24 protein-coding genes are annotated in these 22,830 nt (G+C 59.6%); 12 read left to right on the top strand and 12 right to left on the bottom strand.

The window, feature by feature from the left end; genetic code table 11:
• Positions 1-97: 97 nt before the first annotated feature.
• Entirely contained in the window at positions 98-1,366 is a 1,269-nt protein-coding gene (locus ACR0AC_RS19530; protein ID WP_480875632.1) for a cytochrome-c peroxidase, read from the bottom strand.
• A 15-nt stretch (positions 1,367-1,381) separates the two neighbouring features.
• Between ACR0AC_RS19530 and ACR0AC_RS19535 the strand changes: the two genes are divergently transcribed.
• Complete coding sequence (locus ACR0AC_RS19535) at positions 1,382-1,852, top strand: tetratricopeptide repeat protein (protein ID WP_480875522.1); 471 nt, start codon at positions 1,382-1,384, stop codon at positions 1,850-1,852.
• Positions 1,853-1,856: 4 nt separating this feature from the next.
• Here ACR0AC_RS19535 and ACR0AC_RS19540 read toward each other — a convergent pair whose 3' ends face one another.
• From ACR0AC_RS19540 to ACR0AC_RS19570, 7 genes are all read right to left on the bottom strand, one after another.
• Positions 1,857-2,561 carry a phytanoyl-CoA dioxygenase family protein gene (locus ACR0AC_RS19540; RefSeq protein ID WP_480875523.1) on the bottom strand — a complete coding sequence of 235 codons (705 nt, stop codon included), beginning with the start codon at positions 2,559-2,561 and terminating at the stop codon, positions 1,857-1,859.
• Between the two features lie 72 nt (positions 2,562-2,633).
• Positions 2,634-3,701, bottom strand: a complete 1,068-nt coding sequence (gene dctP / locus ACR0AC_RS19545; RefSeq protein ID WP_480708680.1) for a TRAP transporter substrate-binding protein DctP — start codon at positions 3,699-3,701, stop codon at positions 2,634-2,636.
• Positions 3,702-3,721: 20 nt separating this feature from the next.
• Positions 3,722-5,011 carry a TRAP transporter large permease gene (locus ACR0AC_RS19550; RefSeq protein ID WP_170378746.1) on the bottom strand — a complete coding sequence of 430 codons (1,290 nt, stop codon included), beginning with the start codon at positions 5,009-5,011 and terminating at the stop codon, positions 3,722-3,724.
• Positions 5,012-5,599: a TRAP transporter small permease subunit gene (locus ACR0AC_RS19555; protein WP_170523682.1), complete on the bottom strand. Its 588-nt coding sequence runs from the start codon at positions 5,597-5,599 to the stop codon at positions 5,012-5,014. It lies immediately after the preceding gene.
• A 53-nt stretch (positions 5,600-5,652) separates the two neighbouring features.
• The gene (locus ACR0AC_RS19560) at positions 5,653-6,168 is read right to left on the bottom strand and encodes a flavin reductase family protein (protein WP_480627087.1); all 516 of its coding nucleotides are present in this window, start codon (positions 6,166-6,168) and stop codon (positions 5,653-5,655) included.
• Positions 6,168-7,058, bottom strand: a complete 891-nt coding sequence (locus ACR0AC_RS19565; protein ID WP_480875527.1) for an aldo/keto reductase — start codon at positions 7,056-7,058, stop codon at positions 6,168-6,170. The genes ACR0AC_RS19560 and ACR0AC_RS19565 overlap by 1 nt, the downstream gene beginning before the upstream one ends.
• Positions 7,058-8,212, bottom strand: a complete 1,155-nt coding sequence (locus ACR0AC_RS19570) for an LLM class flavin-dependent oxidoreductase (protein ID WP_480875530.1) — start codon at positions 8,210-8,212, stop codon at positions 7,058-7,060. Before ACR0AC_RS19570 ends, ACR0AC_RS19565 begins: the two co-directional genes overlap by 1 nt.
• 106 nt (positions 8,213-8,318) lie before the next feature.
• Between ACR0AC_RS19570 and ACR0AC_RS19575 the strand changes: the two genes are divergently transcribed.
• The 5 genes from ACR0AC_RS19575 (at position 8,319) to ACR0AC_RS19595 (ending at position 14,101) form a co-directional block, all read left to right on the top strand.
• Positions 8,319-9,029 carry a GntR family transcriptional regulator gene (locus ACR0AC_RS19575; protein ID WP_170455375.1) on the top strand — a complete coding sequence of 237 codons (711 nt, stop codon included), beginning with the start codon at positions 8,319-8,321 and terminating at the stop codon, positions 9,027-9,029.
• Between the two features lie 12 nt (positions 9,030-9,041).
• Positions 9,042-10,139 carry a Gfo/Idh/MocA family protein gene (locus ACR0AC_RS19580; RefSeq protein ID WP_480875533.1) on the top strand — a complete coding sequence of 366 codons (1,098 nt, stop codon included), beginning with the start codon at positions 9,042-9,044 and terminating at the stop codon, positions 10,137-10,139.
• A 159-nt stretch (positions 10,140-10,298) separates the two neighbouring features.
• Positions 10,299-11,453 (top strand): phosphoserine transaminase, encoded by a 1,155-nt coding sequence (locus tag ACR0AC_RS19585; RefSeq protein WP_480875536.1) that lies wholly within the window; start codon positions 10,299-10,301, stop codon positions 11,451-11,453.
• Positions 11,454-11,549: 96 nt separating this feature from the next.
• On the top strand, positions 11,550-13,145 hold the full coding sequence (serA, locus tag ACR0AC_RS19590; protein WP_170455369.1) for a phosphoglycerate dehydrogenase: 1,596 nt from the start codon (positions 11,550-11,552) through the stop codon (positions 13,143-13,145).
• A 221-nt stretch (positions 13,146-13,366) separates the two neighbouring features.
• A complete protein-coding gene (locus ACR0AC_RS19595; protein ID WP_170455367.1) occupies positions 13,367-14,101 on the top strand; it encodes a metallophosphoesterase family protein in 735 nt (244 codons plus the stop codon).
• On the opposite strand, the gene ACR0AC_RS19600 is transcribed toward ACR0AC_RS19595, so the two are convergent.
• Positions 14,091-15,608: a malonate--CoA ligase gene (locus tag ACR0AC_RS19600; RefSeq protein ID WP_170455365.1), complete on the bottom strand. Its 1,518-nt coding sequence runs from the start codon at positions 15,606-15,608 to the stop codon at positions 14,091-14,093. The two genes, ACR0AC_RS19595 and ACR0AC_RS19600, sit on opposite strands and share 11 nt — an antisense overlap.
• Before the next feature lie 157 nt (positions 15,609-15,765).
• Here ACR0AC_RS19600 and serB point away from each other — a divergent pair, with 157 nt between their 5' ends.
• Positions 15,766-16,641 carry a phosphoserine phosphatase SerB gene (serB, locus tag ACR0AC_RS19605; RefSeq protein ID WP_480875539.1) on the top strand — a complete coding sequence of 292 codons (876 nt, stop codon included), beginning with the start codon at positions 15,766-15,768 and terminating at the stop codon, positions 16,639-16,641.
• A gap of 6 nt (positions 16,642-16,647) precedes the next feature.
• On the opposite strand, the gene ACR0AC_RS19610 is transcribed toward serB, so the two are convergent.
• Together ACR0AC_RS19610 and ACR0AC_RS19615 are read right to left on the bottom strand one after the other, a co-directional pair.
• Positions 16,648-18,969 carry a caspase family protein gene (locus ACR0AC_RS19610; RefSeq protein WP_480875542.1) on the bottom strand — a complete coding sequence of 774 codons (2,322 nt, stop codon included), beginning with the start codon at positions 18,967-18,969 and terminating at the stop codon, positions 16,648-16,650.
• Between the two features lie 2 nt (positions 18,970-18,971).
• A complete protein-coding gene (locus tag ACR0AC_RS19615; protein WP_480875545.1) occupies positions 18,972-19,136 on the bottom strand; it encodes a hypothetical protein in 165 nt (54 codons plus the stop codon).
• Positions 19,137-19,562: 426 nt separating this feature from the next.
• Between ACR0AC_RS19615 and ACR0AC_RS19620 the strand changes: the two genes are divergently transcribed.
• The 3 genes from ACR0AC_RS19620 to ACR0AC_RS19630 are packed head-to-tail and all read left to right on the top strand — an operon-like array spanning position 19,563 to position 20,651.
• Positions 19,563-19,892 (top strand): metalloregulator ArsR/SmtB family transcription factor, encoded by a 330-nt coding sequence (locus ACR0AC_RS19620; protein ID WP_170624675.1) that lies wholly within the window; start codon positions 19,563-19,565, stop codon positions 19,890-19,892.
• Positions 19,880-20,308 (top strand): SRPBCC family protein, encoded by a 429-nt coding sequence (locus ACR0AC_RS19625; protein WP_170523723.1) that lies wholly within the window; start codon positions 19,880-19,882, stop codon positions 20,306-20,308. The genes ACR0AC_RS19620 and ACR0AC_RS19625 overlap by 13 nt, the downstream gene beginning before the upstream one ends.
• A gap of 22 nt (positions 20,309-20,330) precedes the next feature.
• Positions 20,331-20,651 (top strand): YciI family protein, encoded by a 321-nt coding sequence (locus ACR0AC_RS19630; RefSeq protein ID WP_170455355.1) that lies wholly within the window; start codon positions 20,331-20,333, stop codon positions 20,649-20,651.
• Between the two features lie 5 nt (positions 20,652-20,656).
• On the opposite strand, the gene ACR0AC_RS19635 is transcribed toward ACR0AC_RS19630, so the two are convergent.
• Positions 20,657-21,655, bottom strand: coding sequence for an asparaginase (locus tag ACR0AC_RS19635; RefSeq protein ID WP_480875548.1), 999 nt, complete (start codon positions 21,653-21,655; stop codon positions 20,657-20,659).
• A gap of 181 nt (positions 21,656-21,836) precedes the next feature.
• Between ACR0AC_RS19635 and ACR0AC_RS19640 the strand changes: the two genes are divergently transcribed.
• Together ACR0AC_RS19640 and ACR0AC_RS19645 are read left to right on the top strand one after the other, a co-directional pair.
• A complete protein-coding gene (locus ACR0AC_RS19640; RefSeq protein WP_170455351.1) occupies positions 21,837-22,370 on the top strand; it encodes an invasion associated locus B family protein in 534 nt (177 codons plus the stop codon).
• A 166-nt stretch (positions 22,371-22,536) separates the two neighbouring features.
• A complete protein-coding gene (locus ACR0AC_RS19645) occupies positions 22,537-22,704 on the top strand; it encodes a hypothetical protein (protein WP_170455349.1) in 168 nt (55 codons plus the stop codon).
• The last annotated feature ends 126 nt before the right edge of the window (positions 22,705-22,830 follow it).

A 22,830-nucleotide genomic window follows, 5' to 3' on the forward strand; every position in this document is an offset into this window, starting at 1 on the left:
CCTCGTCTGCACATGCCCCCCAATGGACGCATACAAAGACGCAGCTGAATAACAACACAAACAAAACCCCCCGCCACAAAAAGGCGGGGGGTTTTCTTTAGGGTTCGAACCCTTTTGGAACGCCGAAAGGCGGCGTGTCCACGCTCGTCCCGGTCAGTGCATTCAGAAATGCGACGAGGGCGTCGATTTCTGCATCGGTTAGCGCGACCGAGGAGATATCGATTGTGTTGCGCACACGTTGCATTTCGAAACGATCCTGCCAGACAACGAAGTCTACCTTCTGTAGCCAGGGAACCTGAGGCAAAGCCGCCATGGCGGGTGTCCAGTTCGCCAAGCTGGTCTTTGGGTCCAAATGGTGGCGGATCATGCTTTCAAGGTCCGGGAAGGCGCCGTTATGGCCGTAAGGCGCGGTCAGGGCGACGTTTCGCAGCATTGGGGTGCGGAAGCGATAGGCGTCCTCGATCCGGTTGCTTTCGCCCATACGGCCCACGTCGCGGGCGTAAGGGTCCCATTGGCGGGTGCGGCCGGGGCCAAACGGGGGCAAACCCAAAGCGTGGAATTGCTGATCGGTCATCAGCGGTCCGGAATGGCAGGTCGAACAGTTTGCCTTGCCGTAAAACAACGTCATGCCGTCTTTCTGAACTTTGGTAAGGGCATTGGGGTCGCCAGCCAGATATTGGTCGAACGGGCTGTCGGTGCTGCGCCATTCGATGGCCATGAAAGCAGCCAGAGCGTTGGCAATCTGGGTGATCGTGATGTCTTGGGTGCTTTGGACCTCGTCGAATGCCTTTATCATCGCGGGACCGTATCGCGGATCGGTACGGACGCGTTTGGCCAGAATGGGCCAGCCCAGATCGATCCGGTCAGCGACGGCCCCGGTCACCTGATTTTCGCCGACATTCCCCGCCATTTCGAATTGCGATGTCAGGGGGAACAGCGCCTGTGCGGCGAGCAGAGAGTTCAGCCCCTCGGGCAGCCATTCCTGCGCGGGTGAGTTGAAGCCGTTGCCGTAGACATCAGAAATGCTCAGCCGACCATCGTGGAAGACAGTATCAAGCTCGCGCGCGCCAAGGTTCCACAGCCCCGGCGAATTGCGTGGGATGCGTTTGCGGATCTTGTCTGCTCCGATGCCGGGTGTGCGGTCCGGCCCCAGACCCTGACCACCCTCGCCAATACCCAGCGACAACCCGTCTGATGTGCCGAAATCCGGGTGGTGGCAGTGGGCGCAGGATATGTTCCGGTTGCCCGACAGGATCGGATCATAAAACAATTGATGACCGATGGCGGCCTGTTCCATATCAAAGGGGATGAAGTCATCATCGGTCAGCGGGCGCGGTAAATCCTGTGCCGCAGCAGTCCCGGCCAAAAGGAACACAACCCCATGCGCCAGCTTGTATTTGCCCTTTGCCTGCTTGCGAACCCTGCGATAGCCGAATTGGAACAGGCGCGCGATCTGATGGAGGCGGGGGAGTTTGAGGCCGCGCGCGAGGAACTGTTGCCCGCCGCCCGATCGGGCAATGCCGAGGCCGAGGAACTGATCGGTGTGATGTACGGGCTGGGTCTTGGGGTCGAGCAGGACTATGAACGCGCGTTTGAATGGTATCTTCGCGCGTCGATGAAGGGGCATCCGGGGGCGCAGTCGGGGGTCGGATGGTACTATGAGCTGGGATTGGGCATGCCCGCGCCCGATCTGGTGCGGGCTTACATGTGGTATACGCTCAGCGCGATTGGAGGCGATCCCGACGCGGCGATCAGCCTTGAGGAAGTGGTCAAGAAAATGTCGCTGGAGCAGATCGAAAGGGCGCATATTCTGGTCAATGATTACAAAGGGTGGATGTACCCTTTCAGATGATGGATCAAACCCGCAACGGTTTCGCAAACCGTTTTGGGGCGTGGGTTTCAGGGTCGATGATCGGCCCCGAGGAATATTGGCACACAAAGGCCCGTCGCGGGCTGTCGGTTATGTTCGCCCCTGAACTGTGAAGCGTAAGGCTGGAAAAGGCCACGATCGTGCCCGCCTTGCAGGTCATCGGAGTGCCTGTATCCTCGCCGAAATACCCGTTAAGCTCGTTGCTTTCATCCTGCCATTCATGCCGGTCCAGACCGGGCTCGGCGTCAAGGTCACGCGGCAGGATATAAACGCAGCCGTTTTCTTCGGTTGCATCATCCACTGCGATCCAGACGGTCAGATAGGGTGTGTGATCAAAGCCGACATAGGCGCCGTCCTGATGCCAGGCGAAACTCGCACCTTTGCCCGCGCCTTTGACCACAAACTGCTCGTTGAACAGCATCGGGTCTTCGATCCCGCAGGCGCGAGTGATTTCGGCGATCTTGGGGCCGAGCAAGAAGTCTTCCAGCGTTGGGAACTCGGCATGGCGATGGCGCAGAAAGCGGCGCGCATCGCCTAGCCCGATTTTGTGCACATTGCCGCCGCCATCATGGGCAGGCTCATCCAACAGTGTGTCGCAGGTGCCGCGCAGCATCTGCAGGTCTTCCGGGCTAAGCGCATTTTCAAAAACGAGGTAACCTTGGCGGCGAAATGCATCGGTTTGGTCGAGCATCAGAGTTTCTCCGGCGAGGGGGCAGGTTTGCGCGCGACGGGGCCGCGCACAAGGTTCTCTTGTCAGACCGCTTTACTGCGTTTCGGCTGCGCGGGTCGCTGCAATCTCGGCTTCGGCTTCGGCAACAGCAGCAGTCAAAGCGTCAAAGGCTGTTTCTCCGCCATCGACATTGGCCTTGAACCAATCATAGACAGGTGCAGCGGCTTCCTTGAATGCGGCCTTCTCTTCCGGTGTCGGCACATAAAGATCGCCACCTTCGGCCACGAATTCCTCATAAGCCTGGATTGACTTGCGCTTGGGCGAGGCGAATGTGGCCTGCTGCAGCTGATAGAACCCATCGACGATGACATTGCGCAGCTCAGGCGGCATCGACATGAACTTTTCGTTGTTCATGAACCACAACGCACCCATGTATGCGTGCCCGTCCAGCGTGATGTATTTCAGACCGGCATCGGGGAACTTCATGCTCATGATGTCGGTGATGCCGTTCTTGGACCCTTCAACTACGCCGGTCTGGAACGAGGTGAACAGTTCCGGCCACGGGATCGGCGTCGGGGCTGCGCCAAGTGCTTTGACCAGCTCCTGCGGCAGGTCAGCGACAACTGTCCGAATTTTCAACCCTTCCATATCGCCAGGGTTCTGGACGCGGCGTTGAGTATTGGCAAAGTTACGCCAGCCGCCGGTATTGCCGATGGTCATCAGGCGCAATGCGCCGCCGGAGTTTTCGGCGACCATCTCTTGCATTTTTGTCACGAAGGAAGAGCCATTGGCCAAAGCTGCTTCGGCCACGCGGTCATCTGACATCAGATAGGGCAAGTCCAGCACCTGAACGAAGGGGAAGATACCTGACGTGCCACTCGAGGTCTGGATGACGATGTCGATCTGACCTTCGGCCACACCTTGTAAGCACTCGGCCCCGTTCGAACACAGCTGGGTGCCGATGAACAGCTCGACCTCGATTGCTCCATTCGAGGCGGCCTCGACATAGTTCTTGAAGACGATCAGGCCGTCATAATCCTCGTCATTTTCGTTCGAATTGGCAGTGGCGCGCAGCGTGTAGTCGGCAGCCGTGGCTGCCATGGCGGACGCGGCCACAAGCGATGTGGCCACCGCTGCGGTTTTGATGAAGTCTCTGAGCATGCGTTTCCTCCCTGTGATACTCAGTTGGCAAATCCCGTTATCCTCGGGATCGTCATGGATAGTGCGGGGATATAGGTGATCAGAAAGATCACGATGATTTCGACCGCCAGAAACGGCAGGATCGCCTTGGCGATGGTTTCGACCCGTTCACGGGACACGGCGGCGGCCACGAACAGGACCAGGCCCATCGGCGGCGTGGCGAGGCCAACGGTCAGGTTGACGCTCATGATGATGGCGAAGTGGATCGGGTCGACACCGAGGCTGGTGAAGATGGGGCCAAGGATGGGCCCAAGGATGATGATCGCAGGGCCCGCGTCCAAAAACATGCCGACGATGAACAGCAGCAGGTTGATCAGGAACAGCAGGATCAGCGGGTTTTCCGACAGGCTGAGGATCAGCGAGGCCAGTTGTTCCGGCGCATGGCTGAGGCTGACCACGGTTTTGAACGCCATCGCCGCGCCGACCAGCAGCAGAACGACGGCTGAGGTCATGCCTGCGTTGCTGAGCACCTCAGGCACCTCTTTCCACGTCAGCGTGCGCAGGACAAAGAAACCGATGATAAAGGCGTATCCCACGGCGACGGCAGCGGCCTCGGTCGGGGTGAAAATGCCGCCCAGAATGCCACCCAGAATGATCACCGGCGTCATCAGCGGGAAGAAGGCTTTCAGGCTGGCCTGACGGCGTTCGGGCCATGTGTATTTGCGGCTGGCCACCGGGAAATCATAGCGGTCGGCCATGAGTTTGATCATCAGCATCAGGCCGACGCCGACCATCACGCCGGGCACGATCCCCGCCAGGAACAGCGCCGCAACGCTTTCGCCCATCACATAGGCATAGATGATCATGATGCCCGAAGGCGGGATGATCGGCCCGATCACCGAACTGGCCGCTGTGATCGCGGCGGCGAATTTGCGGGTATAGCCCTGTTTCTCCATCGCCGGGATCAGCATTGACCCCAACGCCGACGTGTCGGCCACCGCCGAGCCCGAGAGGCCCGCGAAGAGGATAGAACTCAGCACGTTCACATGAGCCAACCCACCGCGCAGGTGGCCCATCAGGGCCTGCGAAAACTCGACAAGGCGGATGGTGATGCCGCCGCGGTTCATCAACTCTCCGGCCAGCATGAAGAAGGGGATCGCCATCAGCGGGAAGCTGTCCATGCCATTGTAGACATTGCGATAAAGCAGCGTGATGTCGTTGGTTTGGCCATTCAGCCACAGCAGGATACCCGGGGCGGCCAGCAACGCGAAAAAGACCGGCAGACCGATCAGCAGGAAAATCAGGAAGGTGGGCAGGAACCAGATCAGCATTTATTCGGCCCCCACTGCCGCGTCAGGAATTTCGGGCAACAGGTGACCTCCGCCCAGCAGAGTGATGAACGACCGCAGGATCAGCTCGATATTCACCGAGATCAGCAGGATGACCCCAACAAGCAGCGAGGCCATCATCCAGCTACGCGGGATGCGATACCATTCGTCGAACCCGAATGAGGTAGGCAGATACAGCGCGGCGGTGGCGAATTTGCCGCCAAAGCCAGTGACTTCGGACCAGCCAATATTGACCGCGACCAGCAGCACAGCGAGCGAGATCAGCAACAGGAACAGGTTGAGCGATTGGCCGATGACGCGCGGCAGGAACCTTTGCAGCATGTCGATGGCCACAAAACCGCCGCGCCGAAAGGCGGTGGGGGCCATCAGGCCGGTCATCCACAACATGCAGAAGCGCGCGGCCTCGTCCGGCCAGGGCAGGGCGTTGCCCAGAACATATCGAAAGAACACCTGTATCAGGATTGCGATCACCATGAGTGCAATCGCAACGACACCAACCGCGCGGCCCAGACGCAGCGCGGTTTCGTTCACGAATGCAATCGGCGCTAACGCCGATGCCAGTCCGCCCATGCGGATCCTCCCTTGTTCAGCCGCGGGTTTGTCCCACGGTCGTCAGATCGCGTTTAGGTTTTCGCGAATTGGCCGAGTTTCCCGGCGTAAAAGGTCAGCGCGTCTCCATCCGCCATGCTGACCTTAAGAACTTTTCCTACGACAATAACGTGATCGCCCGCATCGTGATACGCATGTTGTTCGCATTCGAACCGCGCCAGGCAATCCGACAGCAGCGGCGTTCCGTTCGTGCAGCGCTCATGATCGATATCGCGCAGGGCAAAGGCGTCTTTCGAGCAGCCAAAGCACAGTTCGGCCTGTTCCGCCGACAGCACATGCACGCTGAAATGGCGGGCCTTGTGGAAATAGGGGAAGCGGCGCGAGTTGCGGTCGCCTGCCCACATGATCAAAGGTGGGTCCAATGACAGGGACGAAAAGCTGTTGGCGGTGATGCAGACCGGTCCATCCGCGCTGTCGCAGGTCACGATGGTGACGCCCGTGGCAAAGCGGCCAAAGGCGTCGCGCAGGGTGCGGGTGTCGTCCTTGTGGGGAACGAATGTGCGGGTCATGTCCTTTGAGATGGCGTTCATCATGGTACCTCATGCCCCAGTGCCGCCTCATAGAGGCGATACCAGCTTTCACGATCCAGATTGACTTTCAGAGCGTCCGAGATGGTTTTGATGCGGCTCAGGTTATTGGTGCCCAGAACCGGCAGGATATTTGCCGGATGAGCCAACAGGAAGGCCACAGCAACGGCGGCACGATCCACGCCGAACGCGGCTGCGATCTCGTCCGCGACGACACCGACGGGCGGGTTTCCGGCCATCAGAAGACCGCCGCCCAGAGGCGACCATGCCATGATCGGTTGCCCATGCTGCTGGTGAAAGGCCAGATCGCCATTGGTAAAGGGGCTGATCTCGCCCAGAGAGATCTCGATCTGGTTGGTGACCAGTTGCGTTTTCATCGCCGATTGCAGCAGCGACCAGTCCCAGGGGCGGAAGTTCGACACGCCGACCGCGCCGACTTTGCCGCTGGCCACAACCTCATCCAGTGCGGCACCGGTTTCGTGGTGGTCCATGAACGGGTCGGGACGGTGGATCAGCAGCAGGTCGATATGGTCAATCGCCATTTCCGACAGAGAGGTATCGACGGACTTCAGGATATGCGCGCGCGAGGTGTCGTAATATTTGACCTTGGCATCCGCATACCGGCCCATCGGCGCGATGATGTCACATTTGGTGACAATTTCCATCCGCTGGCGCAGGCTGGGGTTGGCGCGCAGCGCGTTGCCCAGAACCGCCTCGGCCGCGTAACCGCCATAGATATCGGCCTGATCGAATGTGGTAATACCTTGATCCAGACAAGCCTGTATCTTGGCCTCGACATGGCCCACGGACGTGTCGCTGTCATCGCCCAGCCGCCACATGCCATAGACCAGACGGCTTAGCTCCAGCGTGTCGGATAGTTTCACACGTTGCATCAGCGACGAACTCCGTTGCCCAACGGGGTCGCCGGGGGTGTTGCGGGCACGCGCCCATAGGCTTCGGGCAGCGAGCAGGTTTTTAGGTTGGGCATCACGCGGGCGCCAAAGTGCCTGGCCTCGTCCATGTGCGGATAGCCCGAGAAGATGAAGGCGCGGATGCCCATCTTCTGATACTCTTCGATCTTAGACATAACTTGATCGGTCGAACCGACCAGCGCAGCACCACAGCCTGACCGCGCGCGTCCGACACCGGTCCACAGGCCGGGTTCGACATAGCCATACTCATCCGCCAGATCGCGGTTCTTGGATTGATGCGCCACTCCCAGCGAGGTCGCGTCCAGCGCCCGTTCCCGGATCGCGCGGCCATAGTCGTCATCCAGTTTCGAGACGATGTAGTCGGCGTATTCCTGCGCCTCGGCCTCGGTATCGCGAACGATCATGTGCACGCGCAGGCCGTAATCCAGCGTGCGGTTGTAATTCTCGGCAACTGCGTGAACGGCCTTCATCCGTTCGGCCAATTGCTCCTTGGTTTCAGGCCACATCAGGTAGACGTCGCAATGTTCGCCACACAGGTCCAAGGCAGACGGGGAGTAGCCGCCGAAATACAGCAGCGGGCCGCCGGTCTGATAGGGCTTGGCGGGGTCGGTGGTCAGGCCCGAGAAATTATAGACCTGACCCGCGTGATTGATCTCATCCCGCGTCCAGGCCTGTTTCAGAATCTCGACCACCTCGCGCGAGCGTTGGTAGCGGTACGCGCTATCGGCTTTCTCGCCCGGGAAGTCTGATGAGATGATGTTGACCGTCAGCCGCCCCTTCAGCATGTGATCGAGCGTCGCGATGGTGCGGGCCAGCATGATCGGCTGCATCTCACCACAGCGTACGGCGGCCAGCAGGTTGATCCGGTCGGTGATCGGCGCGCAACCTGCGACAAAGCTCAGCGTGTCCTGACCGACCTGATAGGACGAGGGGCACAGGATATTGCGGAACCCCTGCGCCTCGGCCTCTTTCACGATGCCGGAACAGTGGTCCCAGCTAGAGCGTAGATCGCCATCGGGCACGCCCAGAAACTGGTAATCGTCCGAGCACAGCGCTGCAAACCACGAGACTTCGGCCGCATCCAGATCGGGGGATGTGATGGGGACGATGCTCATTTGATTCACGCTCCGTACATCTTTGACTTTCCTCTTGCGTAGCAAGCACATTGATGTAGATCAATAGTGTATCAATTTTTCCTGCGACTGAAAGAAGCGCCCGAACGTGCCCCCGAACAGCCGAAACCCCAACGCATTGCCGATCTATGTTCAGATCGCCGAACTTCTGATCCGCGAAATTGCCGCCGGACGGTTGATCGATGGGGAACGCTTGCCGCCGGAACGGGACATGGCGGCCGAGCTTCAGGTCTCGGTCGGGACGCTGCGAAAATCGCTCGCCGAGCTTGAGAAAAAAGGGATGCTGGAGCGGATACAGGGCTCGGGCAACTATGTGCGAGAAACCGGAACGCAAAACAGCGTCTATGCGATGTTCCGGCTGGAACTGCCCGAAGGCGGGGGCTTGCCGCGCGCGGATATTCTGTCGGTCGATCAGGTAGAAAAGCCCGCCGATCTTCCCCAATTCGGGGCATCAAGCCTGGGCTCGCGCGTGCGGCGGATGCGCTATCTGAATGACACAATCATCGCGGTCGAAGAGATCTGGCTGGACGAATCAGCCGGCCGGATCGATCGCAGCCTGCTGTCGGACTCGCTCTATCGTTATTATCAGCACCAGCTTGGGTTCTGGATCACGCGGGCCGAAGACAGGGTGTCGGTCGGGTCGCTGCCCGACTGGACGCCCGAGAGTTTCACTAAACCCGCCGGTGAAACGGTGGGGTATATCGAGCGGTTCAGCTGGTCGGAAAAGGCCGAACCCGTCGAGTTTTCAAAAACATGGTTCGATCCGGATCGGGCCACCTATGTCCAACGTCTGAAGTAAAAGGAAATGCGCATGACCCGGACCATCCATTACGGGCTGATCGGATGCGGCATGATGGGGCAGGAGCATCTGCACAATATCGCTTTGTTAGAAGGCACGCGGGTCGCGGCGATCTACGAACCTGATCCGGACATGGCCAAAGCGGCGCAAACCATCGCGCCGGATGCGGTCATGGTGACGTCTGTGCAAGAGTTGCTGGCAGTCGAGGATCTGGATTGCCTCGTCATCGCCAGCCCGAACCACCTGCATGTGGATCAGATTTGCGAAATCGCAGCCACGCGTCCCTTGCCGCTGTTGGTGGAAAAGCCGCTGTTCACCGATCCGCAGGATGCCGCCCGGCTTGAGCAGGTTCAGCGCGACTACCCCCATCCGATCTGGGTGGCGATGGAGTACCGCTATATGCCCCCCATCGCGGCGCTGATTGATCAGACGGATGTGACTGGCGGCGTTCAGATGCTGTCGATCCGCGAACATCGGTTTCCGTTTCTGGGCAAGGTCGGCAACTGGAACCGGTTCAATCGCAATACCGGCGGCACCTTTGTCGAAAAATGCTGTCACTTCTTCGACCTGATGCGCCTGATCCTGCGCGCGGATCCGGTGCGGATCACTGCAAGCGGCGGGCAGGCGGTGAACCATCTGAAAGAAAGATATGATGGTGAGACGCCGGATATTCTGGACCACGGCTATGTGCTGGTCGATTTCGCCAACGGGGCGCGGGCGATGCTGGAACTATGCATGTTCGCCGAAGGCTCACGCTATCAGGAAGAGGTCTCGGCCATTGGCCCCAAGGCCAAGATCGAGGCGCTGGTTCCCGGACCGGGCCGGTTCTGGCCTGATCATCTGGGCGAACCGCCGGTGCCGCAAGTGATCGTCAGTCCGCGCGATCCGAAGGGGCCGGTTTCGACCGACATTCCGGTCGATCCGAAATTGCTGGCCGCAGGGGATCACAACGGATCGACTTTCTATCAGCACCAGGGGTTTCTGGAACTGTTGCGCGGTCAGCGTACTGCTCCGGATGTCTCACTTCACGACGGTCGATGGGCCGTGCGCATGGGGCTGGCGGCGCAGCAGGCGCTGAACACGGGCGAGGCCGTTCGCTTCGATCCGTGATGCCGATAGGAAACCTGTGTTCCCGATATACGCGATTTCCGATGTCGTTTTTGGCATCGGAGAGGTCTTTTCCGCTTGCTGAGCGGTTGAGCAGGCAATAGCTCTGCCCGTGGGACACCCCTCCCCAACGAGGGGCGTGTATCTGGAAGGGTAATACAGATGACGAATGAACAACCGGCGACGCGGCCGGCGAATCCGCGTTTTTCCTCGGGCCCCTGCGCCAAACCCCCCACATTTGATCTGACCAAACTGGCCGATGCCGCGCTGGGTCGCTCGCACCGTGCCGCTGTTGGCAAGGACAAGCTGAAGGCGGCCATCGAAGGCACGCGTGAGATGCTGGGCATTCCGGCGGATTACAAGATCGGCATCGTTCCCGCCTCGGACACCGGCGCGGTCGAGATGGCGCTGTGGTCGCTGCTGGGCGAACGCAAGGTCGAGATGCTGGCCTGGGAAAGCTTTGGTGCCGGTTGGGTTACGGATGTGGTCAAGCAGTTGAAGATCGACGCCGAAGTGAAAACGGCTGAGTACGGTCAGATCGTTGATCTGGCCTCGGTCGATTTCGCCAATGACGTGGTCTTTACGTGGAACGGCACAACCTCGGGCGTGCGGGTTCCGAATGGCGACTGGATTGCCGATGACCGTCAGGGTCTGACGATTTGTGATGCGACCTCGGCGGCCTTTGCGATGGACCTGCCCTGGGACAAGCTGGATGTGACCACCTTTAGCTGGCAGAAAGTGCTGGGCGGTGAGGCGGCCCATGGGATGCTGATCCTCAGCCCCCGCGCGGTGGAACGGCTGGAAAGCTATACGCCCGCATGGCCGCTGCCGAAGATTTTCCGCCTGACCAAGGGCGGCAAACTGATCGAGGGTATTTTTACTGGTGCCACGATCAACACGCCATCGATGCTGGCGGTCGAGGATTACCTGTTTGCGCTGGACTGGGCACGCTCGGTTGGTGGGTTGCAGGGGCTGATCGCCCGTGCGGATGCCAATGCCGGTGCGGTCCATGCGTTCTGCGCGCAGAATGACTGGATCGACAATCTGGCTGAGGATGCGGCGACGCAGTCGAACACGTCCGTGTGTCTGAAATTCACCGATGCCCGTATTCAGGACGGGGCCACATTCGCCAAGGCCGTGGCCAAACGGCTGGAGGCCGAGAATATCGCGCTGGACATCGGTGCCTATCGCGACGCGCCTGCGGGTCTGCGCATCTGGTGCGGCGGTACGGTGGAAACCTCGGATATCGAGGCGATGCTGCCGTGGCTGGCCTGGGCCTTCGAGGCCGAGATTGCGGCGCAAGCAGAAGCTGCCTGACGTCCCCGTGCCGGGCTGAAGCCCGGCCTACGCAGAACTGAAATGTAGGGCGGGCTTCAGCCCGCCATCCCAAGACTTCTTCAAAGGACCAGAGATATGGCCCCCAAAGTACTCGTATCCGACAAGCTCAGCGAAACCGCCGTGCAGATTTTCCGCGACCGTGGCATCGATGTGGACTTCATGCCCGATCTGGGCAAGGACAAAGACAAGCTGGCCGAGGTGATCGGTCAGTATGACGGCCTCGCCATCCGCTCGGCCACCAAGGTCACGCCGACCATTCTGGAAAAGGCCGACAAGCTGAAAGTCATTGGCCGCGCCGGGATCGGCACCGACAATATCGACAAGGATGCCGCGTCCAAAAAGGGCGTGATCGTGATGAACACGCCCTTTGGCAACATGATCACCACCGCCGAACATGCGATTGCGATGATGTTCGCCGTGGCGCGGCAGATCCCCGAGGCCAGCACCTCGACCCATGCGGGCAAGTGGGAAAAGTCCAAGTTCATGGGGATCGAGCTGACCAACAAGACCCTTGGCGTCATCGGTGCGGGGAACATCGGCGGCATCGTCTGTGAACGCGCGCTGGGTCTGAAGATGAAGGTCGTCGCCTATGATCCCTATCTGGGCGAAGAGAAAGCGGCCAAGATGGGTGTCGAAAAGGTCGAGCTGGACGAGCTTCTGGCCCGCGCCGATTTCATCACCCTGCACGTGCCGCTGACCGATCAGACCCGCAACATTCTGAGCCGCGAGAACCTTGCCAAAACCAAGAAGGGCGTTCGGATCATCAACTGTGCCCGTGGCGGCCTTGTGGACGAAGAGGCGCTGGCCGAGGCGCTGCAATCCGGTCAGGTCGCCGGGGCTGCCTTTGACGTGTTCAGCGAGGAACCGGCCAAGGAAAACGCCCTGTTCAACCTGCCCAACGTGGTTTGCACGCCGCATCTGGGCGCGGCCACGACCGAAGCGCAGGAAAACGTGGCGCTGCAGGTGGCCGAGCAGATCTCGAACTATCTGCTGACCGGTGCCGTGGAAAACGCGCTGAACATGCCCAGCGTGACGGCGGAAGAAGCCAAGGTGATGGGTCCGTGGATCAAGCTGGCAGGTCATCTGGGTAGCTTTATCGGTCAGATGACGGATGAGCCGATCAAAGCGATCAACATCCTCTATGACGGTGTTGCCGCCGGGATGAACCTTGCCGCACTGAACTGCTCGGTGGTCGCGGGGATCATGAAAAAGTTCAACCCCGAGGTGAACATGGTCTCGGCCCCGGTTGTCGCCCGTGAACGTGGTATTCAGATTTCGACCACCAATCAGGACAAATCGGGCGCGTTCGAGGGTTATATCAAGGTAACCGTCGTGACTGAAAAGCGCGAGCGTTCCATCGGGGGCACCGTGTTCAGCGATGGCAAGCCGCGTTTCATTCAGATCAAGGGCATCAATATCGATGCCGAGGTGGGCGCGCATATGCTGTATACCACCAACGAAGATGTTCCGGGCATCATCGGTGCGCTAGGTCAAACCATGGGTGAGAACGACGTCAACATCGCGAACTTTACCCTTGGCCGGTCCGAGGCAGGCGGCGAGGCCATTGCGCTGCTTTACGTCGACGAACCTGTTCCGGCTGAGGCCCGCGCCAAGCTGGCAGAGACGGGTCTGTTCACACAGATCAAGCCGCTGGAGTTCGATGTCGCCTAAAGAAGCGTTTCGGGTTTAACCTGAGACACGAATGCCCTGCCACGCCTGCGGCGTTCTCGGGACATTCGTGTCGAATAGTGGTGCATGTAAAACCCGAAACGCTTTAAGTGTTGAATTTCTGAGACAATTCCTGCCCGCGCCCCCCAAGGCGCGGGTATTTTCTTTTCCCGCCCGAAGATTTGCGCAACAAGCCAGATATTCAATCTGTACGAGGGCACCTGATGCCATCCCCCGTTTACGTAATTGGCGATATTCACGGCCAGTTTGAGATGCTGCAACAGGCGCTTGACCGGATCGAGCGCGACGGAGGGTCAGACGCCCGCGTGGTGTTTCTGGGTGATTATGTGGATCGCGGTCCGGATAGTCGCGCGGTTCTGGACCTTTTGGCTGCGGAACACCGCGCCGGGCGCAACTGGGTCTTTCTGCTGGGCAATCATGACCGGATGTTTGCCCGTTTCCTGCAGGATGGCTCCACCGCCGAGGCCAAACTGCGCGTCGGGGAACACTGGCTACATCACCGCTTGGGCGGGGCCGAGACTTTGGCGTCTTACGGTGTGGAGTTCACGGAAGAAGACCGTATCTTCCGGCTGCTTGAGCGGGTGCACGATGTCGTGCCGCAGGCTCATATCGACTTTCTGAACAGCCTTGTGACACATCATCAGGAAGGCGAGGTGTTCTTTGCCCATGCAGGCATTCGACCCGGCGTCCCCTTGGCGGATCAAACCGAAGAGGATCTGGTCTGGATACGGGGCGAGTTTCTGGACGATCCGCGCCCGCATCCCTGTCTGATCGTGCACGGGCACACACCCGCCCATCGGGCCGAGCATCGTGGCAACCGGATCAATCTGGATGGCGGAGCCGGGATGGGCCGACCGTTGGTTCCTGCGGTTTTCGAGGGCCGCGACTGCTGGTTGCTGACCGAAAACGGCCGTGTCCCGCTGACCCCTAGCGTTTGACGAACCGATCCCTGAATTGCTCGCGCAGCGTGTTTTTCTGCACCTTGCCCATCGTATTGCGCGGCAGGGCGTCCATCAGGATCAGCTCGCGCGGGTGTTTGAATCGGGCGAGGTCGTTCTGAACCGAGGCCATGATTGCGGTCAGGTCCGGTGACTGGCCGGGCAAGGGCACGATGATGCCCAGAACCGTTTCACCAAAATCCGGGTGCGGCACGCCGATCACGGCGCTTTCCAACACGCCGGCCTGATCGTCCAGCAGCAGTTCAAGCTCTTTGGGGTAGATGTTGAACCCGCCCGAGATGATCAGGTCTTTGCCGCGTCCGACGATGTGGACATAGCCATCCTCATCCACGCGGCCCAGATCGCCGGTGATGAAGAAGCCATCCTCGCGCAGTTCGGCGGCGGTTTTTTCAGGCATCTGCCAGTAGCCGCTGAAGACGTTTGGGCCGCGCACCTCGATCATGCCGATCTCACCCTGCGGCAGGGTCTCTCCGGTTTCGGGATCGGTCACTTTTAGTTCGACATCCGGCAGAGGAAACCCGACCGTGCCCGCGCGGCGTTCACCGTCATAGGGGTTCGAGGTGCTCATGTTGGTCTCGGTCATGCCATAGCGTTCAAGGATGCGGTGGCCTGTGCGGGCCTCGAATGTCTCATGGGTTTCGGCCAGCAGGGGGGCTGAGCCCGAGATGAACAGCCGCATATGTCGGGTCAGATCACCGGTGAAGCGCGCGTCGCCCAGCAGGCGCGTGTAGAAGGTGGGCACGCCCATCATCGATGTCACCTGTGGCATCAGGCGCAGCATGTCGTCCAGATCAAACTTCGGCAGAAAGATCATCGACCCGCCCGAGGCGAGGATCACATTCGTTGCCACAAACAGCCCGTGCGTGTGAAAGATCGGCAGCGCGTGCAACAGCACATCTTCGCGCGTGAACCGCCACTCCCGCACCAGCGTATCGGCGTTTGATAGCAGGTTCGCCTGTGTCAGCATCGCCCCCTTTGAGCGTCCGGTGGTGCCAGAGGTGTATAGGAATGCGGCCAGATCATCCTCGGTCCGGTGAACCGGTTCGAAGGCCGGTAACATGCCCAAAGCCCGACGCATCAGACTGCCCGAGCCATCGGCGTTCAGCGTTTCCAGCCGGGCGTTCTGAGCCTGTGCAATTGGGGTCAGTTCCGCCTCACTGGCCGCATCGCAGACGACCAAAGCGGCCCCGCTGTTTTCGATGAAATAGGTCAGCTCGGCTGTTTTGTAGGCGGTGTTCAAAGGCAGAAAGATCAGCCCCGCCTGCGCGCAGGCCGCATATAGCGCCAGCATCTCAGGCGATTTCTCGACCTGAACGGCGACGCGATCGCCGGGTTCCAGCCCATACCCTGTCAGCGCGTTGGCGATCCGCGCCGCCATATCCAGAAACGCGGCATGGGTGATTGTGCGCCCGTCGGGCAGATGCAGAAACGCCGTGTCTTTCCCCGCGTGAATCCCAAACAAGCGATCATAAAGCGGGTTGCCCATCCCGTATTCCTTTCCCAGCTGCCTGCGCTGAATCTGTCGTGGAAATGTGGGGTGGTAAAGCCCCGTTTGCGATATATTTTACGGGCGTTTTCCAATCCCGCTCTGGTGCATATGCTGCACCTGCGATATGCGCATGGCAGCTTGCCGGAGATACGATATGTTTGTTGCCACATTGCTTACCAACCCAGCCGCACCGTCGCTGGACCCGGCTCTGGTCGAGTCGCTGCGAAACGCCTGGGGCGGTGCCGAAATTGTCTGGCTGAACCCCGACGAGGCGGCAGAATTTGCCGTACCGGACATGCCGGACAATCGCTGGGATGTTTGGGCGGACTTGCAGCAGATGGGCGTCGATCTGGTTGTGCAACCGTCCGAGGGGCGACGCAAAAAGATGCTGCTGGCCGATATGGACAGCACCATGATTCAGCAGGAATGCATCGACGAACTGGCTGATGAGGCCGGTGTGGGCGAACGCGTCAAGGACATCACCGCGCGCGCCATGAATGGCGAGTTGGATTTCGAAGGGGCCCTGATCGAACGGGTCGGTCTGCTGAAAGGGCTGGACGAGGCGGTCATCGATCAGGTGCTCAACACCCGGATCACCCTGATGCCCGGCGGGCGCGAACTGGTTTCTACCATGCGGGCAAATGGCGGTTATACGGCATTGGTGTCAGGCGGGTTCACCGCCTTCACCGCGCGTGTGGCCGAATTGTTGGGGTTTGACGAAAACCGCGCCAACACGCTGCTGGCCGAAGACGGACGCCTGACCGGCGATGTCGGACGTCCGATCCTGGGTCGGCAAGCCAAGGTCGAGTCGCTGGAACGGATCACCCACAAACTCGGTTTGGCCGAGGCGGATGTGATCGCGGTTGGCGACGGCGCCAATGATCTGGGCATGTTGCACCGCGCCGGAACCGGAGTTGCGCTGCACGCCAAACCCTCGGTCGCGGCGGAATGTGACGTGCGGATCAACCACGGTGATCTGACCGCGCTGCTGTATCTGCAGGGCTACAGGAAGGCCGAGTTTCGGGGCTGATCACCCCTAGAACAGATCGAAACGCACCGGGTTTTTGGCCCAATACACTCTGGCCGCCAGCAGCAAGCGCGCTTTGGGGTCATTTGTCGACGCGTAGGACACAGGAACCCCGAACCGGGCACTGGCGCTTTCCAGCGCGGCCAGCGTGGCGGGGCCGACCTGACCGTCAATGGCGACGTTTTCTCCGACCTCGTTCAGGGCCATTTGCAGGGCCCGGTCCAGATCAGCCTTGGATATCCCGTCCAACTGACCCATCGCCTGCGCGGCGGGTTCTTCGTTGGCGAGCAACGCGGCTTTGGCCGCCCGCAGCGCCGCATCGGCAGGGCCACGTCCCGGCACCTGACCATCCAGAATGATGTAGGCTCCGTTGGCCCCACCCCACGCATCACCGCGTTCCAGTGATGTATCGTACCACTGCAACGCCTCAGCGCGGGTTCTGCCCTGCAACTGGTCGCGCAGGATCATGCGGGCGATACTGGCCGGAGCGGTCGGATGCCCGCCGTCAGAGGCGGCACGAAAATAGGCCTCGGCCTTTGCGAAATCGACAGGGTTTCCACCAAGCCCTTCCAGCGAGACATAGGCAAGGTTGTCGTACCCATAGATATCCTTGCGCAGTTCCGAGGCGCGCAGATAGCGCAGCCCGCGTTCGGGGATGTAGTGGTCCGAGTTCGGACGCAGATAATAGATGCCCAACTCGTTCATTGAGAAGGTATGGCCCAACTCAACTGAACGCTCCAACAACTCGAACCCGCGCTTTTTCTCTTCCGGTGTTGTGCCATTGCGCAGTAAATCGTGACCAAGGCTGTGCATGGAATACGGGTCGCGCTGAACTGCACCCTGTTCCAAAAGTTCGCGGGCACGTTCGGGGTCATAGGGGGTTTTGGTCACGGCGCGGTCAATCCGCTGGGTTTTCAACAAACTCGCCAACGCATATTTGGCGCGGATGTGCCCCCCGGCTTCGGCTGCCGAGATGCTCTCATAAGCGGCGGGCACGTCACCTGATGCCTGTTGGATGCGCCCAAGCTGATATAGGAAGCGCGGATTATCGGGATCGTCCTGAACGGCCTGTGTGCAGGCTGCCAACCCTTTTGAGATGTCCAATTCGTTCGGCAGGCGGAACACGCCGACGCCATTGATGTCCAGCGCATCTCCGGCCTCAAGATCACAGGCGTTCATTTCCAGATCCAGGGACACGTCGACCGTCTGCTGTTTTTGGTCTTGTGTCAGCACCTGAACCGAAAAGGTATCTTTGAAGTCAGCGTTGCCGACTTCGACAGCGCGCGCGTCAGAAATCTCGGGGGCGTATTGGACGTCACTGGCCGTGGATTGATCGCTGAAACTGACAGCGCCACGGGTCGGGTTTTCAATCACCTGCAGGTCGAGAATTTCGGTTCCCAATGCCTGTTCCAGGCTTCGCAGCAATGGGATCGACTTGTCGAACTGATAGCTGAGAGCCACCGATTGTGGTGCGGCTTCTTCTGCCTCGGCAGGTGGGGGTGTGGGCTCGGCGGTTTGTTGTGCCAGATAGAACGGGCGTACCAGCGTCGAGCTTTCCCAAGGAATCTGCTGACCCGCCGTTTTGGCGTGAACCTGTTCGCGAATGACAGGGAAAAGCTGCTGAATGTTCTCAAACGGCGAAGATGCAGCCGTAGCCAGAACGGCAGCAGTATAGGGGCTGTTCTGACCCTGCGCGCCATCACTCGCCACCGCACCGGGTGACGTGGAGTACGCAACAAGTGAGTTCAGGGGCGTCTTGAAGACATCAAACCCTTCGCGGGTTTCGAACAGGTTTGCATCCAGATCCGCGGCAAGTCGGAGATCCTGAAATGGATTGTCGCGACACGAATCCAATATGGCGACATGGGCCGCGCTGCGCGCCGACAGGGTATCGATCACGCGGTCCAGCGTCATGGTTGCCAGCGGGACGTCGTAGATGGTTTCGAACTTGGCATCGACCGGTAGCAGGTAGTTTCTGCGGCCGATCTGAATGCCATGACCCGCGTAATAAAACAGCACATCGGCTGAGGGTGGGATGTTCAGCACCGCCGTTCGGATCAGCGCTTCAAATTCCTGCTTGCTCAGGTCATAGCCGTCGTACACGCGGAAGTCGAAATCCCGCAGCATGGCCGCAATATCTTCGGCATCCTTGCGGGCATTGGTCAGGTCGCCAACGCTTTCGTAATCCTGATTGCCAATCACAATTGCGATGCGGTTGGCCGGTGACGATGCTTGGCTGGTCTGCGCGCTCAGAGCATGTGTGTTCAGTAACAGGAAAGCCGATGCAGCCAGTAAGCGACCAAGTCGTTGCTTCAACGCTTGCTGTGCCATTGTTAAGACCCTTTCAGATCATGTTCCGCCCCAGCCGCCACCGCTGCTGCCACCGGTGCCGGAGCTGCCACCGGAAGAACCGCCGGAGCCGCCACCCGATGAACCACCTGAACTTCCACCTGAAGATCCGCCCGAGCTACCGCCTGACGAACCGCCGGAGCCGCCACCGGAACCTCCGCCTGATCCTCCGCCGCTTGAACCGCCTTCGCCGCCGCGTTCTTCACCGGCCAGGGATGTTGAAGACGTGCCAGAGCTTCCCGACGACGTCGCCGAAGCCGGCGTTGCTGCGACGGCTGACTGCGTCGCCTCGCCTGAGGTATCAACCGGCTCTTCCTGAGACCAAACTGTCCCACATCCGGAAAGGGCGACTGTCAGAACAGCAAATGCTGAAACGGTCGTACGGCGCATTTCAAAACTCCTTAACAACTTACATAAAACACGAAACTCGCATGTTTGATTATAGTTCGCAGACATTATGTCTGTCTATCAGTGAATTGTGACGGTTTTTGAAACACTTAAGGTGCAGAACGTGACCGAGTTCACACAGCCGCTTCGGGCTTTCTTTAATTTAACTTTTGTGTTAAATAGTGATCATGAACACGCTTCTCACCACCTTCTCCGCCCTGTCCGACGCGACCCGTTTCGCGATTGTTGAGCAATTGATGGAGGCCGGAGAGATGCCCGCAGGCGAGTTGACCAAGGGCAAGGGCATGTCCGGTGCCGCGATCTCGCGCCATTTGAAAGTGCTGCGCGCGGCGGGGCTGGTACAGCAGCGGGTGCAGGGCACACAGCGCATGTATTCGATCCGCCCCGAGGGGCTGCGCGCCATTGCCGACTGGACGATCTCGAAGCGTCAGTTCTGGGAAAGCAGTCTGGATCGCTTGGGCGACATACTGGAAAGGGAAAACTCATGGCCGACCTGAAGCTCGAGCGGGAGTTTCCCGTTGATCCTGAAACGCTGTTTGCATGGGTCACCAACGGCGCGAAGCTGTTGCAATGGTGGGGCCCCGAGGGGATGCATGTGCCCCAGCACAATCTGGATTTCTCGCGCACGGGTCCATGGTTTTCGGTGATGGAGAATAGCGAGGGCCAGCAATACAAGGTCTCGGGCCATGTCACCCATGTCGATCCGCCCAAATCTGTTGGGTTCACCTGGGCCTGGCATGACGATCAGGATCAGCGCGGCGCGGAAAGTCATGTGACCTTTGCCGTCACGGCAACCGAAACCGGTTCGCGCCTTGTGGTGGATCACCGGGAACTGGTCGATGCGGAAGCTGCCGAGAACCACAACATGGGCTGGACATCTTCACTGCGCAAACTCGAAGCGCTGTGCACATAGGTTTTCATCAGGGAGGAGCGTTATGCCCCAATATTTGTTTGTCTATCACGGGGGCCACACCCCCACCGACCCCGCCGAGATCGAGGCGACCATGGCCGCATGGGGCGCGTGGTTTCAGAACATGGGTGAGGCGTTGGAGATCCCCGGAAACCCGGTTGGCCAATCCTACACCGTCAGCAGCAGCGGGGTCGTCGACAATGGCGGCGCAAACCCGGCCTCGGGCTTTACGGTGATCAAGGCCGACAGCATGGACGCCGCGACCGAGATGGCCAAGGGCTGCCCGATGGTTGTCAACGGTTCCGGCTCGGTCGAAGTGGCCGAGGTGCACGAGATTGAGATGTAGCGGGCCTAGCCGGGAAAACCCGGTGCGGGTCTGATCACGCCGCATTCCAGCCCTCGGCGGCTGTATTGCGTAGCGTTCATGAATTTTCTGGTGGCCGGGTGGTCGGCCTCCAGCACGCCAAGGCTGACCAATAAGGCGGCAATGGCGCATTCGCTGGCGCGGGTGGTTCCGTCGGTGATTTTCAGCGCCACACCCATGCGTTTTTCCGGCAGGATGGCCACGAATACAGCTTCGGCCCCGGTTTTGATCGCCGCACGCCCCTCCATGGCGCGCATCAGTTCCGTGCAGGCGCGGGTTTCGCCCGCGACCAGTTCGGGATGTTTGATCATCGCGGCGGTCAACTGCTGCGCCGCATCGCTGGATCGGTCGGACCGGTCCGCGGCCGAGGCGAACCACGCCATTGACCGCGCCAGCCCCACCAATGAGGTCGCGAAGTTCGGGGCCGAGCATCCGTCGATCCCATAACCGGGGCTGGTTTCGCCGGTTGTCTCCTCAATTGCTGACAGGCAGGCTTGCTGCACCGGGTGGTCGATCTCAAGATACTCCGGCCCGGCCCCCATATGCTGACCAAGGGTCAGAAACCCGCAATGCTTACCTGAGCAATTGTTGTGAATCTGGCAGGGCGTATCGTCGGCCAAAATCAGCCGGTCGCGCGCGGCCTTATCCGCCGGTTCCTGCGAGCCGCAGCGTAGATCGGGTTCTGCCAGACCCAAATGATCCAGCCACTCCGCTACACGTTCAGTGTGGATCGCAGCGCCATTATGCGAAGCACAAGCCAGCGCCAGATGCTCTGAGTTCAATCCGTACTTCGCGGCAGCGCCCGACGTAATCAAGGGAAGTGCCTGAATCATCTTGGCCGAGGATCGCGGATAGATCACCGCATTTGGATCGCCCCAGCTTTGCACGATCTGCCCGGTATCGTCACAGACCACCGCATGACCCAGATGCAGACTTTCCAGCAGGGGACCACGCCACAGTTCTGTCATCGGGATGGGCTGAGTCATCTTGACCTCCGGATTTATGCGCAAAATTCTGCCAATCGCCCTTTCGCCTGTGGCGAAACCTGCGTTAGTGTGTGTATGTCGGCAATCATCGGGATGCGCAACTTTTCCAAGACGAACCGGCAGGGTTCGCGACGCATTCTGATGGGTATGAGGTAGAAGGTCGAGCTAGGAGGCTGGACAAATGGGATCAATGCTCGTCCGCGTGATCGCGGGCCTGTGCGTGGCGGGGATGGCCACGACTGCAATCGCTCAACAGGCGACAAGCACAAATCGCGTAGCGGCAAAAACGGATTGGAGCGTTTTTGTCGAGGATGATCCCACCGAATGTTGGAGCGTGTCCGCCCCCAAAGAAACGGTGAATACCCGTGGCGGGCGTGTGGTTTCGGTCCGTCGCAGCGACATCCTGCTATTCGTGTTCTATCGCCCCAATGCCGAGGTCAAAGGTCAGGTGACCTTTACCGGTGGCTATCCGTTTGCGGCAGGGTCGACCGTGAACCTGAACGTAGATGGCAGCGAGTTCGAATTGTTCACCGAAGGCGAATGGGCCTGGCCCGCAACAGCGGCCGACGATGCCAAGATCGTCACCGCCATGAAGCGCGGCACCGAGGCGGTGCTAACCGCACGGTCGGAGCGGGGAACGCAGACCAAGGACACATTTTCATTGCTGGGCTTTACCGCAGCGATCGAAGACGCCGAAAAGCGTTGCACCAACTGACCCACTCTAAATTCAGATATAGGTAACCCCGTCTTTCGGCGGGGTTTCTTTTTGGCTCAAAATACGCCCGCTTTACGTAACGTACATATTCGAATTTGATCCGTATCAAAGCAGGTTACTCCGTTTTCTGAACTAATCGGTTCAGAGGAAAAAAAGGAGCTTTCGAATGCTGAACAAGTCCATTGTCGCCCTTATGATCGCCGCCGCTGCGGTGCTGAGCGCATGTGAGAAATCAAGCGACACCTATCCGGTGTCCGGCGAGCAATGTGGACCGGAAGATCCGGTGAAAACCCTGGATGCAGCGGATTGTAACATCCTGCCTGCAAGCTTCTGACCGGCTCATCCGGTATCGGAAAACGAAATCGGCCGCATCGCTCATCCCGGTGCGGCCGAACTGTATCTGGGCGCGTCAAAAAAAGCAGGAGACCGGGATTGACGATTCCTTTTGATCTTTGCGCGC

The organism is Ruegeria sp. H7, from assembly GCF_056532945.1.

What these genes read in the sequence shown, in the direction of transcription:
- ACR0AC_RS19565 (WP_480875527.1), bottom strand. Translation starts at nt 7,058, where the DNA reads ATGCAACGTGTGAAACTATCCGACACGCTGGAGCTAAGCCGTCTGGTC.
- ACR0AC_RS19635 (WP_480875548.1), bottom strand. Translation starts at nt 21,655, where the DNA reads ATGACTCAGCCCATCCCGATGACAGAACTGTGGCGTGGTCCCCTGCTG.
- ACR0AC_RS19585 (WP_480875536.1), top strand. Translation starts at nt 10,299, where the DNA reads ATGACGAATGAACAACCGGCGACGCGGCCGGCGAATCCGCGTTTTTCC.
- ACR0AC_RS19570 (WP_480875530.1), bottom strand. Translation starts at nt 8,212, where the DNA reads ATGAGCATCGTCCCCATCACATCCCCCGATCTGGATGCGGCCGAAGTC.
- ACR0AC_RS19600 (WP_170455365.1), bottom strand. Translation starts at nt 15,608, where the DNA reads ATGGGCAACCCGCTTTATGATCGCTTGTTTGGGATTCACGCGGGGAAA.
- ACR0AC_RS19620 (WP_170624675.1), top strand. Translation starts at nt 19,563, where the DNA reads ATGAACACGCTTCTCACCACCTTCTCCGCCCTGTCCGACGCGACCCGT.
- ACR0AC_RS19580 (WP_480875533.1), top strand. Translation starts at nt 9,042, where the DNA reads ATGACCCGGACCATCCATTACGGGCTGATCGGATGCGGCATGATGGGG.
- ACR0AC_RS19535 (WP_480875522.1), top strand. Translation starts at nt 1,382, where the DNA reads ATGCGCCAGCTTGTATTTGCCCTTTGCCTGCTTGCGAACCCTGCGATA.
- dctP (WP_480708680.1), bottom strand. Translation starts at nt 3,701, where the DNA reads ATGCTCAGAGACTTCATCAAAACCGCAGCGGTGGCCACATCGCTTGTG.
- ACR0AC_RS19610 (WP_480875542.1), bottom strand. Translation starts at nt 18,969, where the DNA reads ATGGCACAGCAAGCGTTGAAGCAACGACTTGGTCGCTTACTGGCTGCA.
- ACR0AC_RS19640 (WP_170455351.1), top strand. Translation starts at nt 21,837, where the DNA reads ATGGGATCAATGCTCGTCCGCGTGATCGCGGGCCTGTGCGTGGCGGGG.
- ACR0AC_RS19550 (WP_170378746.1), bottom strand. Translation starts at nt 5,011, where the DNA reads ATGCTGATCTGGTTCCTGCCCACCTTCCTGATTTTCCTGCTGATCGGT.
- ACR0AC_RS19560 (WP_480627087.1), bottom strand. Translation starts at nt 6,168, where the DNA reads ATGAACGCCATCTCAAAGGACATGACCCGCACATTCGTTCCCCACAAG.
- ACR0AC_RS19630 (WP_170455355.1), top strand. Translation starts at nt 20,331, where the DNA reads ATGCCCCAATATTTGTTTGTCTATCACGGGGGCCACACCCCCACCGAC.
- ACR0AC_RS19595 (WP_170455367.1), top strand. Translation starts at nt 13,367, where the DNA reads ATGCCATCCCCCGTTTACGTAATTGGCGATATTCACGGCCAGTTTGAG.
- serB (WP_480875539.1), top strand. Translation starts at nt 15,766, where the DNA reads ATGTTTGTTGCCACATTGCTTACCAACCCAGCCGCACCGTCGCTGGAC.
- ACR0AC_RS19540 (WP_480875523.1), bottom strand. Translation starts at nt 2,561, where the DNA reads ATGCTCGACCAAACCGATGCATTTCGCCGCCAAGGTTACCTCGTTTTT.
- ACR0AC_RS19555 (WP_170523682.1), bottom strand. Translation starts at nt 5,599, where the DNA reads ATGGGCGGACTGGCATCGGCGTTAGCGCCGATTGCATTCGTGAACGAA.
- ACR0AC_RS19625 (WP_170523723.1), top strand. Translation starts at nt 19,880, where the DNA reads ATGGCCGACCTGAAGCTCGAGCGGGAGTTTCCCGTTGATCCTGAAACG.
- serA (WP_170455369.1), top strand. Translation starts at nt 11,550, where the DNA reads ATGGCCCCCAAAGTACTCGTATCCGACAAGCTCAGCGAAACCGCCGTG.
- ACR0AC_RS19645 (WP_170455349.1), top strand. Translation starts at nt 22,537, where the DNA reads ATGCTGAACAAGTCCATTGTCGCCCTTATGATCGCCGCCGCTGCGGTG.